The organism is Shimia sp. MIT1388 (genome assembly GCF_047124445.1).
Taxonomy (GTDB): Bacteria; Pseudomonadota; Alphaproteobacteria; order Rhodobacterales; family Rhodobacteraceae; genus Shimia.
Genome location: NZ_CP138921.1, coordinates 4012923 through 4026509, shown reverse-complemented (window position 1 = coordinate 4026509; position 13587 = coordinate 4012923). Strand labels below are relative to the sequence as shown.

Sequence of the window (13587 nt, the reverse complement as noted above, 5' to 3'; positions counted from 1 at the left end):
AATCTCTCCCATCACCGGGCAGGCAGGCGTAGTGCCAATACCCAGCGATGCTGACGCCAGATGCAATCACGCGCGGCGACAGCCCGCAAGGGATTCTCCGGAATATGATCAAATTTTTTTTACACGGAGCGACGCTGCAGGCCGCTCCCAACACAAACGCAAAAAAACTAGTTGGCGCGTGGGGTGAGCGTCACATCCGCCACGTAGCCCAGATGGTCCGAGGCTCCGGCGTGTCCCCCCTCGATCACCGCCACATTGGAGACAACAAAGTCCCCCTTAGACAGAAAGACATAGTCGATCCGGCGGTGCTTCTTGGTCCCGGCAATCACCGGATAGGTGCCCCGTTCCAGCACATAGTCCGCGCCGGCCTGTGCCACCAACGCACTGTCCTCATAGACAGCAGACACAACCCCATGCCGCTTGTCATTGGGCTTAAAATTGAAATCCCCCATCAGAAGCACCGGCGTATCGGTCTGTGCAAACGGCGCCATCATGCGTTGCAACTGAATTCCGGTGTTGTCTTCGCGATCACGATGGATCGAGGTGGCAAACACCGTCCCGCCCGCCACATCCAAACGCGCAACGGGCATCGCCTTGCCATTGCCGCGCCCACGGCTGGTCACAACACGCTTGGTCTTGGTCATCGGGCATTTGCTCAGAACGGCGTTGCCCCACCACGGCAGCGGGCTTGGGTGAAAGGCAAACGTGCTCTCCATGTCCAACGCACGCGCAATGCGGCCGGTTTGGCCCCAGCCCAGCACCTCCTGCAAAGCCACCACATCGGGATCGGCCGCCGCTATCGCCGCCACAATGGGTCCGACGTCATGCTCTTCAAGCAACTGGTGTAACGGATTGGCGCCAGGGTTTTTCGTGCCAAGCGCCGTGCGAATGTTAAACGTCATCACCCGCAGGTTGCCATTCTCATCGCCACAGGTTTGTGCCGCCCGCACTGCCGAGCCGCCGGAAACTCCCCAAACCGCGAGCGCCGCAACCAACAGCGCCGCAACCGCACCCAAACGCACCATTAACAAAACTTCCTGTAATCTTTGAGCAATTCGTTGACGTCGTCGTAGTGATACAGCTTGCTGCCATAGGCAAACACGCCACAATCGCAGTAATCCTTGATGGTCTTCTCGGAATGCGAAATCATCACCACGCGCGCGTTCTTGATCTTATCCTTGAGCGCTTTTTCACTCTTCTTCTTGAACCGCCGGTCACCCACGGCTGTGATCTCGTCAATCAAGTAGCATTCAAAGCTGATCGCCAGTGACAACCCAAAAGCCAAGCGCGCCTTCATCCCGCTGGAATAGGTCTGGATCGGCAGCGCCAGAGATTTGCCCAACTCGGCAAACTCCTGCACCTGCTCCAGAACACTGTCTGTGTGACAGCCATAGACCCGCGACACAAAACGCACGTTTTCCACACCGGTCATCATACCGTTAAAGCCGCGCGCAAATCCCATGGGCCAGCTGACTTTCTCTGTCCGGCGCACGCGCCCGGACGTCGGCAGCTCAATCCCGGCAATCATCCGCATCATGGTCGATTTGCCCGCGCCATTGTGCCCCATCAGCGCGACGTTTTTGCGATCCTCAAACCGGTAAGACGCGTCATCCAGGATCACCTTTTTGACGCCCTTGACGTTGTAGATCTTGGTCAGGTTCTCAAACGCAATCATGATCAGACCCTCTGTTTGCGGGTGATCCGCTCAGCAAACAACGCAATGATCACAAGCGTCGCGCCAAGCCCCAAGGGATAGGCGATGTTGAGCACATCACTGCGGTAGTTCGTATAAAACCCCTCCCGCGTCCATTCCACGACGTGCAAAATCGGGTTCCACTTCAACACCGCCACCGCTTCTGGGGGCATCGTGGACGGGATGTAGAACACACCGGATAGAAAGAACAACGGCCGCGCAAAAATCTTCTCGATGTGCTGCCAGGCCTGGTTCTTCTGGTAGAGGATGGCATTGATGGACCCGACACCAAAGCCAAGCAGGCAGGTGGTCAGAAAGGCATAGATCACCCGTTCCGGATGGGCTGGCAATTGGCCAAGCCCAACGGCAAGCAACCCGCTGTAAAAGATCACGTTGATCACAATAAACGTGCAGGCAATCAACGACAGCCGCGCAAACAACGTGTCCGGCTCTTTGATCATCGGATAAGACAGCAGCGACTTGTTGGACGTAAACGCCCGCATCAGCGACACGGAGAGCTTGTTATACAGCTCCAGCGTCAACACGGCGGTCGCAAAAAACAGCGCCAGTGAGGTGCCAAACGGAGACTGCCGACCGATCAGGTAAAACAGTGTCATCAAGAAAGACACCGAGAAGATCGGCTGGAAAATCGCCCAGAAATACCCCGAGTGCGACGTGCCAAACGTCATGCGCGTTTCGCGCAGGGTCAGCGCCGCGATGACGCGGATTTGCAACCAGATGGCATAAAACATCAGCCAGACCTCAGCGCATGTGATCCCGGATGGTGTAGGCAATCAGCGTTGAAATCGCCCACAGCGCAAAGGCTGCAATCATGACCAGGAAAAAGTCACGCACGCGCACCGGATAGGCTGGCTCATTCGGCACGAAGGGGCGTGCAAACACACCAAGGTAGCGTTGCTGCCGGTCTGCATCCATGCGTGCGGTCTCCAGAGAGACCATGGCCGAGGCATAGCTCTGCTGGGCAAAGTTCTGTTCAATCAACAGACCTTCATAAGCCGCCAGAGCTTCAGCCGTGTTTTCATGGCTGTCCGCTCCGCCAGACTGACCAATCAGTGCGCGGCGCTGCTTGATTTGCTCTTCCAAAGCGGAGGCCTGACGGTTGAGTTGCATGAGCATCGGTGAGTCTGCGTCCACCGAGCCGGACAACGCATTGATACGGGCCTGAATGTCCACCAGCTTGGTTTCCAAAGACGCCATCAGCTCTGCATCCAGCTGCGCATTCACCATCGGGTCCACAGCGCCGCGTTCCGCGCGGAAATCCACCAGTTGCAGACGTACATTGCGCACCCGCTCTTCAGCCCGCTCCACCTCTTTGGCGGCAAACTGCACCGAGTCCTGTCGGGCCTTTTCCGAAAGTTCGTTCACCAGCCGATCGGCCGCCGCCAACGCCAATTGCGCCAAACGCTCCGCCATTTCCGCGTCAAAGGCCTGCACCTCAAAGGTCACGATGCCCGTGGTGCTGTCATAGGTGGTGTTGATCCGCCATTGCCAATACTCCACCAGTTCTTCGAATGTCCCGTCCGGATTGAACCGCGCAATAGGGTCAATAAACTCCTGGGAATAATGTCCCCGCAGATCCAGCTCCGCATCCAGGTGACGCAGTAGATCCGCACTTTCCAGGAAATTGCGCACAACATAGCTGTCAGAGGTGGTGCTGCCGCTGGGCGACAGGCCGGTAAAAGACGTCACAAAATCAGGCGCACCGCCGCCTTCGAGACCGCGGATCACAAAGCTGGCGCCCGCGGCGTACCGGTCAGACGCAAAATGTCCGAAGTAGGCGCCACCAAGCGCCACCGGTGTCACAAACAACAACAGGAAGGACAGGATCACGCCCCACCGTTTGTTTTTCAACGGCGAAGACTTGGGCGGCGCCTGCATCACACCGCTCGGACCGTCTGTCTCTTCGACCGCCTTCAATGCTTTGACTTCTGCCATCTCTTACCTTTCGTGCGCCTTTTGGCGCCGGCTTTTTGTGTCTTCTGCACCGGACCACTGGTTTGTGTCAAAGTGCGCACGCAACAGGTCTGTCACGCCTTTATTGAGATAATGTGAGAAACTGCCTGAACAAGTTTACCAAACATCCGTGACTTTTCAACGCTTTGAACAGTCGGCCTTGGCTCACACCGACTTGCTCCGAGACCAGAACGGATCGCGCCGGACGTAGTCAATGATCCAACGCCGCGCGGAACTGGCCGACATCCCTTCCAACTCGGGGTTTTGCCAGCCAAACACCATTTTCCGATGAGCGGCATCAGTATCGTCAGCGCCGTTAAGATAATCCATCACCGCCGTTTCCGGGTCCTGATGGGACATGATCGACTTGTGATCGTAGATTGTCTCAAGGCCTCTGGGCACATCACTTTCCCGCGCCAACACCATATGGCGGATGCGCTGCTTGAGGAAAATGGCCTCCATGCCAGAGATGTCACACAGCGCCAGCGCCACGGCCACCGGCGCGCTCTCATCTTCCTCGATGGTGGTCAGTCGGCTCAACTGTGTGTGACAGCCAAAGCGCAACTGCAGGCTGGCGTTCCGCAGCGCCACGGCCACTTGCAGGCCAGAGCGGCGCAACAGGCGAATACCAGAAATGAACTCCCGGACCATCGCCGGGCGTAACATGCCTAAATACGGGTGTGGCTTGACCACAACGCGATGCAGGTCCAGCGCCCGCGCCGCTTTCAGAACTGCCATGAACCCGCGCAGGCCGGCGACCGAACTGTAATTGTCCGCTTCGCTGCCGTAGCCTTCCCAGGTTGGCGAATAAAAAATCACGGGCGCAGTGTCTGTGATCCGCGCCGGTTTGATCCAGGGCATGGATTGCACAAAGGTGTCACCCATCATCACCAGGCGCCCCTGGTCCACATCCGACGCCGTGAAAATTCCGGCATCCAAATAGCGATCCCGCGCCAGCGGACCGGCGATGGATACATAGTCATACATGCGTGACGCCGGTCGTACCGACGCGCCCTTGTTGCTCTCCCCATGAAGCGTAAGAACGTGTCGGAACGACCGGTTGGCCACAGTTTGCAAGTTGGATTGCGAGTTAAACGGATAAACAGGACCCCACCCGGACGCAGTGGGAATCGTGCTCCATTTGCCCCTTTGACTGGCCGCACATCCAGATCGGTTGGCAAACGGCTGAACAGCCGCTGCATCCGGATCAATGCGCGATGGCGCAGCAACAGCGGCGTGTCGGATTTCCCGTAGGCACCGCTTTCAAAGAAAGGACGGATCTGGTTGACGGCAGAGAGCACCGGGCTGTCCAGATAGACAGCCTGATCCGGCACGGCCTCGACATCCCGCAGCGCAACAGGGGCGCTGCAGTCTTGAGGCGCGGCCTCAATGCGATCACCAAGTTGATCGCCAGTGGGCTCTTTTCGCGTCACCAAATTACTCGTGTCCCGCACTTCCAACATCGGTTTAGGTGCGCACCACCAGGTTTTCGCTCAACAGCATTTTGCCGGTTGGCGAAGACATCATGGCGATCACATCCGCAACCTGCTCCGGTTGCATGATTGTTGTCGGATCTTCATCAGGCGCAAGGGTTTTGCGCAGATCGGTGGCACAGCGGCCAGGCGACAGACATACAACGTCCACACCATAAGGTGCCAGCTCGTCACGCATCACTTCGGACATGTTGATCACAGCCGCTTTGGATGTCGAGTAGGACAGCCAGCCGGAACGACCGTTGATGCCTGCAGTGGAGGCGATGTTGATGATCTTCTCCAGTGGGTGGTTGCGCAGCAGTGCTTCTTGCACAAAGCGGAACGGTGCATAGACGTTCACCCGCATGGTCAGCTCAAAATCCGCCATGTTGGTTTCGTTAATCGAGGCAGGCTTGGTAAAGCCGGCGTTGTTGACGATGTAGTTCACCGCAACGTTTTCCGCGTCCAGACGGTCAAACACGTCTTTCACGGCTTCCGGGTCGGACAGGTCCGCTTCCACCTGGAAAATCTGGCGGTTGCCGGAAATGGCACGAACTTCGGCCACGGCACTGTCAAACGCGTCGGATTTCCGCGCCACCATGACGATGCAATTCACATCATCCATACCGCGTGCGAAACGGCGCGCCGTCGCAAGGCCGATGCCTTTGGAAGCACCACTAATTAAAACAGTTTTAGTCATGGGGAGTCACTTTTCCTTTGCTGTGGAAATCCTTCATCATGCCTTCTGCGATAATGAAATCTTCAGGGGTTGTTACTTTCCGGTTGCGGCTGGAGCCCTCCAGAGAGAGAACCGGCTCCTTGGTCATTTTGACCACCATCACCGAGTCTTCATTGTAGTTCTTGCCCTTCTTCCGGGCTTTGGCATGCGCGGAAAGCAATGTTTCTCGCGCAAATTTCTGCGGCAGCTGGATGTCAAAAACCTTCTCACGAGACACACCGCGCTTGACAAGGCGGGTCTCGGTGTCGATGCGACACATGGAGAAGGAGATCGCATAACAATACCCGGCGTTCTCCGCTTCATTCTCGATCAGGTCGGTCAACATATCGACGCTGATGAAGGGGCGTGCGGCCTCATGCAGCACAATCACATCCTTCTCGGCCGCCGCTGCCAAAGCCTCGCAGCTTTCCTGACGCGTCGCGCCTGCGGGAATGATCTTGTACGGCAGGCCCGCACAATAGGCTTCCATAATTTCGCGCGTCCGCTCCTCAAAACCTTCCGGCGCGTTGACCACGATTTCGGCCACATTGGGCGTGCGCACCGCCGCAATAATGGAATGCGCGATCATCGGATGGCCAGCCAGCTTATAAAACTGCTTTGGCTCGTGGTGGTTGGAGCGTGACCCCACACCGCCGGACAACAGCAGGAACGACACCTGCGGTTCGGGATGGGGGCGGGTTAGTCTATGTAAACTCATTCGGTCAGCTCGCTATCGCTAGTGTTGCCGCGACAATGGCGACAAATTTGGCAAGATCGGTGGACGGGGCATTGGCGACGAACAACACGTCTTTGTCCCGCATGTTGAAAGCCTGGGTCATGAAGATCGCCTCCGGAGAGTTCAGATCCACCCAGTAAATTGTCGGCACACCATCGGTGTAGGCACGATCAGGCAGTTTCACCCCGGTGCTCTGCACCCGGGCGCGGTTTTCAAACCGGAATAGGAACACACCACTGTCGTCTGCGGTTTTGTCATCCAGGCCGCCAACTTTGCTGATCGCTTCGGCCAGGGTGACGGTTTCGGTGCCAAACGGGTATTGCGACGGTTTGGACACCGCCCCAAACGCGGAGAAGGTGCGCGGCTTGTGCAGCAGCTGCACGGTGTCCCGCGGCTGCAACCAGACATTGGCACTGCCGGTGGAGATCACCTCATCCAGACGCGCACGAGCCAGAGAACTGCCGCGCACAAGGCTCACTTCCATATCATGGGTTGGTTTGGTTGCGCCCCCGGCGGTGGCCACCGCATCCAGAAGCCGCAATCCGCTGGCTGGAATGTCAAACCGCCCCGGCGAGCGTGCATCCCCGACAACGGTCACGCTCTGCGCGCCGCCTTTTTCCAGGATGACAGAGACCTCGGGATCAACCGCCTTGCCGCGCAATCCGTCCGCAACATGGGTGCGCACCTGATCCACGCTCAAACCGACCACAGGCAGGTTGCCCACGTAGGGAATGTTGATGTTGCCATCATTGCTCACAATCACCGGGATTGCGGATGATTTCTGCTCGACAGTTGAGAACAGCCCTTCCGGCGAGCTTTCCCAAATCCGCACGGTCAGCCGGTCGCCAACGCGAATTTTTGTGCCTGCGCTGGAGGTGCTACGCGAACTGAGGCTGCCGGCAAAGCCGGCTTTCATCGGCGCGCCGATTTTACCGATCACTGCAGGGGTCACCTGCACCAGGGCAAAATCGCGCGTGACATCCTCGTTGTTAGCCACCTCATCTGTCATGGTGATCATGGCCCGGCTCGTGCCCTGGCCTGGCAAGGTTGAACAGCCTGTCACTGCCAACACCGCAACGACCGCGGCTATCGCCCGGCCCCACCGTGTTTTTCCTCGCTTCGCTTCCACAACCATTCTGGTCTTCAACTTCCTGTTATTCGCACCAAAGCTTGCGCCCTTAATACAGTTGGAGTTCCCCCGAATACAGGGGCATTCCACCCATTCCCGCAGCACGCTCTGAGACAATGCCAAGGAAAGCACCCGTTCTAGGAGCTCTTGAGGGGACTGTATTTGCGAAAGTGGTTACCGATCTTCTAATGCCGTCACGTCAATTTTTATTGCGGACGTCCGATTGATCCTTGGGCCAATTGAACAACTGAATATTGCTGTCTGGCTCCGGCTGAGCGCAAGTAAGAGTACACATGGTGAATATTAGCCCAAAAATTAGTTTTGACGCCCCCAGGCGCTGCGCGGATAAAAGCCGAAAAACAAAGAGAAAGTCAATAAAATAAACACAAACGAATGCCCGAAAACACTTACCAAATGGCGTTTCCCTTGCCCACAAAATGCCCCCAAACAGGCCATTTTTTCGAGCTCCAAATCTTAAAAATCCATTACCAGATTGAGAAAAACTTTATCCAATCTTCAACGTCGCGCCCGGCGCAGGAACCCGGTTGCAGGCGGAAATCCCAGAATCTCGACGATGCCCAAAACAGGGATTCGGGCTACCGGCAACTTTCCGCCGCAAAACTCACGCGCATGTTTCAAAGTCGTAAAAAAGCAACAGCTTCCGTGCGCAACGTCGTCATTGTGGCAGGCACGCCGTATTTAACCCCCGCCAAAAACAACGAAAAACCCCACGGCCGGGCGGGCTGTGGGGTGCATTCCTTGTATAAATTGGTATTGTTTTAGTGGGCCGAAACCGCGCTAAACAACTTTTCCCAATTTATAGGCATCAATCGCGAGATCGCGGCACAACAGACAGGCAATCTCGTCCACGTCACTGCGTCCCAGGATGCCCCGCCCCCGCTGGGCAGCCAGATGCAGGCTCACCCCGCGTCGCCACATGTCGTGCCGCGCCGGGATCGACATCAACGCCCGCGTGTCGTCATTGAACCCCGCCAGGTTCCAATAACCAGCGGTCTCCACCACCTGATCCAGATAGCGCGCAATGCCATTGGCGCTGTCATGGAACCACCACGGAGGACCCAGCCGCAAGGCTGGCCAGTGCCCCGCCATCGGGGCCAATTCACGCGCATAGGCACTCTCATCCAACGTAAACAGCAGGATGTTCATGTCGCGCTCATTGCCCACGCGATTGAGCAAGGCATCCATGCCATCCACCCAATCCACGCGCACCGGCATATCCGCCCCCATATGCGCGCCAAACTTGTCATAAAGCGCCTTGTTGGTGTTGCGCTTGCTGCCTGCATGGATCTGCATCACCAGACCGTCCTCAGCCGACATCTGCGCCATCTCGGTCAGCATATGTCCGTAGAACACCTGCGCCTCTTTTGGCGTGATCTTCCCGCTACGCGCTTTGGCGTATAGATCTGACGCGCGCTTCTCGGTGAGATAACAGGTCATCAGATTTGTCACTGCATGGTCTGTCGCCGTCGCGCCATAGGCCATGAAATACGCCCGTCGGTCCCGCAGCGCCTCTAGGTAGCCGGCAAATTTCTCGGTGTCCTGCCCGGTCACTTCGGCCAGCTTCACAATGTCCTTTTTGAAGTCCGGATGCTTCGGATCCAGAATGCTGTCCGGACGGAAGGTCGGGATGATCTTGCCACTCAGCTTCTGTTTCCGCGCCGCCTTATGGTGACCAAGGTCGGACAAAGCGCTGTCCGTTGTTGCGAGCACTTCGATGTTGAACTCTTCCAACAACGCCTGTGGCCGCAACCGCGCGGCCTTTAGCTCTGCGTCGATCTTGTCATAGAACACGTCCGCGTTTTCGCTGTTCAGCGTCGCGGTAATGCCAAAGGTCCGCGCCATGGTGGTGGCGAACCAAGCATCACTTGGTGTCCCGCGGAATTTGTGCCAGTGGCTGGCGAAGATGCGGAAGATCGCCCGCGCATCGCGTTTCTCCGGCGGCACCCCGATGCCGAGATCCTCCAGGGGTACACCCTGACTATAGAGCAGTCGGAAAATGTAATGATCCGGAATGATCAACAGCTCTGCCGGATCATTAAACGGCTTGTTCTCGGCAAACCAGCTCGGATCACAATGGCCGTGCGGCGAGATAATTGGCATATCGCGCACACCGTCATAAATGTCCTGCGCCGCATCCGGCAGGGTCAGGATCGGCGTGGTGTGTCCGGTCAGGGAAGTCAGTGGCTGGCTCATCGTCAAACGTCTCTCTGTGCTGGCAGAGCCCCCGGCGCGGGCGCCCCACACGGTCCCGCTCAAACGCGCAATGCGTCCACAACAGGTCCAAGTCATTCCCAGCCAAAGGCACATAGAGAGATTTATGTTCCGCTAACGCACGCAGCCTGTCCCGCGTACATTGGCGCGCTCAGCCTTGGCACAGGTCAAAATTCACAAGACAAGAAAACACCCATGCCGTGCAGGCAAAGCATCACGCAAAGCTGCACATCCCCCACATCTTTCGCAACCGCATGAAATTACGAACACTTCTTCGGAAGTCTCGCCACAAACTCAACTCATGGGTGCATTGATCGGTACGTCGAGAGCACATTGGGGGCGCATCCCAATGTCACCACAGTCCTGAAAACAAAGATAAAATGCCACCTAATTTCCCGAACCGCCCAGCAGAACGCCCCTCCCAAGCGCCCCCAAATCAGCTTAAGTCTTGACCTAAGAGCACGGCAAAACCGCACAGATGACCCAACGGCAACATTTATGCACCATCTTACAGCAACCTTTTGCAATTGCGCGAAATTTTCCCTTGCCGGGACCGCCTTCAGGTTGCAACCTTCGCCCAAACGCTCGACCGCGTACGCGCGCGACCTGACTTAGGAGCTCCCCGTGAAGCAGACATGGCGCTGGTTTGGTCCGGCTGACCCGATCGACATCTACGACCTGCCACAGGTGGGCGTGCAAGGTGTGGTCACCTCCCTGCATCACATTCCTGCAGGTACCCCTTGGACCAAAAGTGAGATCCGCCAGCGTCAGGCAGAAATCGCAAAACCAACGCCGCAACCCACCGGCCTCAACTGGGAGGTGGTGGAAAGCCTGCCGGTTTCCGAAGTCATCAAGACCAAAGGCACCGGCTACGCCGCGCATATCGCTGCTTATAAAGAGAGCCTGCACAACCTCGCAGGCTGCGGCATCCAGACTGTTTGCTACAACTTCATGCCAGTGCTCGACTGGACCCGCACCAACCTCGCCGCCCGCATGTCCCATGGCGGCACCGCCATGGCCTTTGATGTGGTTGACTTCGCCCTGTTTGACCTCTTCCTTTTGGCCCGCCCCGGCGCAGAAGACGATTACAGCTCTGCAACCAAACAAGCTGCAAGCGCGCGCTTTAACGCTTTGGACGATACCGCACAGGCCAGCCTGGTGAACACCATTGTGGCCGGGCTGCCGGGCGCTACCGAAAGCTGGACCCTCACCGATGTGCTGGACCTGCTTGCCCTCTACAAAGACATCGACGCCTCCCAACTGCGCGCCAATCTGATCGATTTTCTGTCCGAAGTGGTGCCGGTGGCAGAAGAACACGGCATCCGCCTGTGCTGCCACCCCGACGACCCGCCGTTCTCCTTGCTTGGCCTGCCGCGCGTCATGTCCTCCACGGCAGATTACGAAGCCATCCTCTCCGCCGTCGACAGCCCCGCCAACGGCGCCACGCTCTGTACCGGCTCCCTTGGCGTAAACCCGGCGTTTGACACAGAAGACTTCATCACCCGCCTTGGCCCACGCATCCATTTTGCCCATCTGCGCAACACTCTGCGCCAAGGGCCATCTGACGGCGACAAGCTCAGCTTTCACGAGTCCATGCACTTGGAAGGACAAACCGACATGGTCATCGCCATCCGCGCCCTGCTCAAGGAAGAAGCCCGCCGCAAGGCCGAAGGCCGCAGCGATTGGGAAATCCCCATGCGCCCGGACCATGGCCAACACATCTTATATGACCTGCACAGCGAAACCCTGCCCGGCTACCCGCTGATTGGCCGCGCCAAAGGGCTGGCAGAACTGCGCGGCGTGATGACCGCGCTCAGCGCCGACCTATAACACCGGAAACACACCGGTCTTTTTCACCGTACCGTAGGCAAAGGTGGTGTCGATGCTGGCAATCCCGCCAATAGGATGAATGCGCAGGCGGATGAATTCCTCATAAGCCTCCAGATCCGCGACCACCACGCGCAGTTGATAATCGGTTGCCCCGGTCAAAACGTGGCACTCAAGAACCTCGTCAATCAACATCACCGCGCGCTCAAACCGCTGCACATCCTCTTCATTGTGCCGCTCCAGCTTCACCCGCACAAACACCGTCACCGGCAGCCCATAGGCCTTGGCGTCCACCTCTGCACCATAGCCGCTGATCGCACCAGAGCTTTCCAGATTGCGCAACCGCCGCAGACAGGGGCTGGGCGACAAGTTCACCGCCTCCGCCAGATCTTGGTTGGTCATGCGCCCATTGGCCTGCAAAGCCCGAATGATCTGACGATCCTTGGCATCCATTCCGCGACTCCTTGGCAGATTATGCCAACATTTTACCCGATGGCGCTATTTTTCGCAATCAATTGCCCCGACCTCTCCCCCAAACTGACCCCAACAGTTTCACGCGAGGACCCTCCCCATGACCAAACGCAACGCGCCACAAGGCTTCGCCACCCGCGCCATCCACCACGCTTATGACCCGCAGGACAACGAAGGCGCGCTCACCCCGCCGCTGCACCTGACCTCGACCTTCACCTTTGAGACCGCGCAGGCCGGTGGCGAGATGTTTGCCGGTGACCGCGTGGGTCACATCTATTCGCGCATCTCCAACCCAACCTGCGATCTGCTGGAACAGCGCATCGCCACTCTGGAAGGCGCCGAAGCCGGTCTTGCTCTGGCCTCCGGCATGGGTGGCATCACCGCCACGCTCTGGACCCTGCTCTCCCCCGGTGACGAACTCATCGTCGACAAAACGCTTTACGGCTGCACCTTTGCTTTCATGCAGCACGGTTTGGCGAAATGGGGCGTGACCATCACCCACGTCGACATGACCAACATCGACAACCTGCGAGAAGCCGTCTCTGAAAAAACCCGCGTGGTGTATTTCGAAACTCCGGCCAACCCGAACATGCGTCTGGTCGACATCGCCGCCGCCTCTGAAATCGCCCACAGCGTGAACGCCACCGTGGTGGTCGACAACACCTACGCCACGCCGTACCTGACCCGCCCCATTGAGCTGGGCGCAGACATCGTGCTGCACTCCGCCACCAAATACCTCGGTGGCCATGGTGACGTGGTAGCCGGCCTGGTCGTCGGCACCGCCGAGCAGATCGCCGACATCCGTCTGGTGGGCATGAAAGATATGACCGGCGCAGTCATGGCGCCGTTTAACGCCATGCTGATTCTGCGCGGCCTCAAAACCCTCGCCCTGCGTCTGGACCGGCACGTGCAATCCGCCATCACCGTTGCGGAATGGCTCGAAAGCCACCCGGCCATTGAATCCGTGTACTTTCCAGGCCTGAAAAGCTTCCCGCAGCATGAGCTGGCAGAGCGTCAAATGGACAAACCCGGCGCGATGATTGCCTTTGAACTGGTCGAAGGCCACGACGCGGGTATCGCCCTGATGAACAACCTCAACCTCATCCAGCGGGCGGTGTCCTTGGGCGACGCCGAAAGCCTGATCCAGCACCCGGCCTCCATGACCCACTCCACCTACACGCCGGAAGAGCGCGCCGCGCACAACATCACCGAAGGCCTCGTACGTCTGTCTGTGGGCCTTGAGGAAGTCGAAGACATCCTCGCCGACCTCGCCCAAGCGCTCGACGCCCTGCCCACCCGCATCGCCGCGGAATAAGCCCTTCGGCCTTGGCGTGA

The 13587-nt window shown here is 57.9% G+C and carries 13 protein-coding genes; 3 read left to right on the top strand and 10 right to left on the bottom strand.

Annotated features, from left to right (window positions below):
- Nucleotides 1–167 precede the first annotated feature (167 nt).
- From SIB92_RS19825 to SIB92_RS19790, 8 genes are all read right to left on the bottom strand, one after another.
- Nucleotides 168–1025 (bottom strand): endonuclease/exonuclease/phosphatase family protein, encoded by an 858-nt coding sequence (locus tag SIB92_RS19825; protein WP_412553640.1) that lies wholly within the window; start codon nucleotides 1023–1025, stop codon nucleotides 168–170.
- A complete protein-coding gene (locus tag SIB92_RS19820; RefSeq protein ID WP_412553639.1) occupies nucleotides 1025–1675 on the bottom strand; it encodes an ABC transporter ATP-binding protein in 651 nt (216 codons plus the stop codon). The genes SIB92_RS19825 and SIB92_RS19820 overlap by 1 nt, the downstream gene beginning before the upstream one ends.
- 2 nt (nucleotides 1676–1677) lie before the next feature.
- Nucleotides 1678–2445, bottom strand: a complete 768-nt coding sequence (locus SIB92_RS19815; protein WP_412553638.1) for an ABC transporter permease — start codon at nucleotides 2443–2445, stop codon at nucleotides 1678–1680.
- Between the two features lie 10 nt (nucleotides 2446–2455).
- Nucleotides 2456–3649, bottom strand: a complete 1194-nt coding sequence (locus tag SIB92_RS19810; RefSeq protein ID WP_412553637.1) for a hypothetical protein — start codon at nucleotides 3647–3649, stop codon at nucleotides 2456–2458.
- A 183-nt stretch (nucleotides 3650–3832) separates the two neighbouring features.
- A complete protein-coding gene (locus tag SIB92_RS19805; RefSeq protein WP_412553636.1) occupies nucleotides 3833–4654 on the bottom strand; it encodes a hypothetical protein in 822 nt (273 codons plus the stop codon).
- Nucleotides 4655–5134: 480 nt separating this feature from the next.
- The gene (locus SIB92_RS19800; RefSeq protein WP_299424301.1) at nucleotides 5135–5839 is read right to left on the bottom strand and encodes an SDR family NAD(P)-dependent oxidoreductase; all 705 of its coding nucleotides are present in this window, start codon (nucleotides 5837–5839) and stop codon (nucleotides 5135–5137) included.
- Nucleotides 5832–6575 (bottom strand): IspD/TarI family cytidylyltransferase, encoded by a 744-nt coding sequence (locus tag SIB92_RS19795; RefSeq protein ID WP_412553635.1) that lies wholly within the window; start codon nucleotides 6573–6575, stop codon nucleotides 5832–5834. Before SIB92_RS19795 ends, SIB92_RS19800 begins: the two co-directional genes overlap by 8 nt.
- A 4-nt stretch (nucleotides 6576–6579) precedes the next feature.
- On the bottom strand, nucleotides 6580–7611 hold the full coding sequence (locus SIB92_RS19790; RefSeq protein WP_412553634.1) for a polysaccharide biosynthesis/export family protein: 1032 nt from the start codon (nucleotides 7609–7611) through the stop codon (nucleotides 6580–6582).
- A 525-nt stretch (nucleotides 7612–8136) separates the two neighbouring features.
- Here SIB92_RS19790 and SIB92_RS19785 point away from each other — a divergent pair.
- A complete protein-coding gene (locus SIB92_RS19785; protein ID WP_412553633.1) occupies nucleotides 8137–8505 on the top strand; it encodes a hypothetical protein in 369 nt (122 codons plus the stop codon).
- 15 nt (nucleotides 8506–8520) lie between these two features.
- On the opposite strand, the gene uxaC is transcribed toward SIB92_RS19785, so the two are convergent.
- On the bottom strand, nucleotides 8521–9936 hold the full coding sequence (gene uxaC, locus SIB92_RS19780; RefSeq protein WP_412553632.1) for a glucuronate isomerase: 1416 nt from the start codon (nucleotides 9934–9936) through the stop codon (nucleotides 8521–8523).
- Between the two features lie 642 nt (nucleotides 9937–10578).
- Here uxaC and uxuA point away from each other — a divergent pair.
- Nucleotides 10579–11784 carry a mannonate dehydratase gene (gene uxuA / locus SIB92_RS19775; RefSeq protein ID WP_412553631.1) on the top strand — a complete coding sequence of 402 codons (1206 nt, stop codon included), beginning with the start codon at nucleotides 10579–10581 and terminating at the stop codon, nucleotides 11782–11784.
- On the opposite strand, the gene SIB92_RS19770 is transcribed toward uxuA, so the two are convergent.
- Complete coding sequence (locus tag SIB92_RS19770) at nucleotides 11779–12234, bottom strand: Lrp/AsnC family transcriptional regulator (protein WP_412553630.1); 456 nt, start codon at nucleotides 12232–12234, stop codon at nucleotides 11779–11781. The genes uxuA and SIB92_RS19770 overlap by 6 nt on opposite strands.
- A gap of 118 nt (nucleotides 12235–12352) precedes the next feature.
- Between SIB92_RS19770 and SIB92_RS19765 the strand changes: the two genes are divergently transcribed.
- The gene (locus tag SIB92_RS19765; RefSeq protein ID WP_412553629.1) at nucleotides 12353–13567 is read left to right on the top strand and encodes a methionine gamma-lyase; all 1215 of its coding nucleotides are present in this window, start codon (nucleotides 12353–12355) and stop codon (nucleotides 13565–13567) included.
- Nucleotides 13568–13587 lie beyond the last annotated feature (20 nt).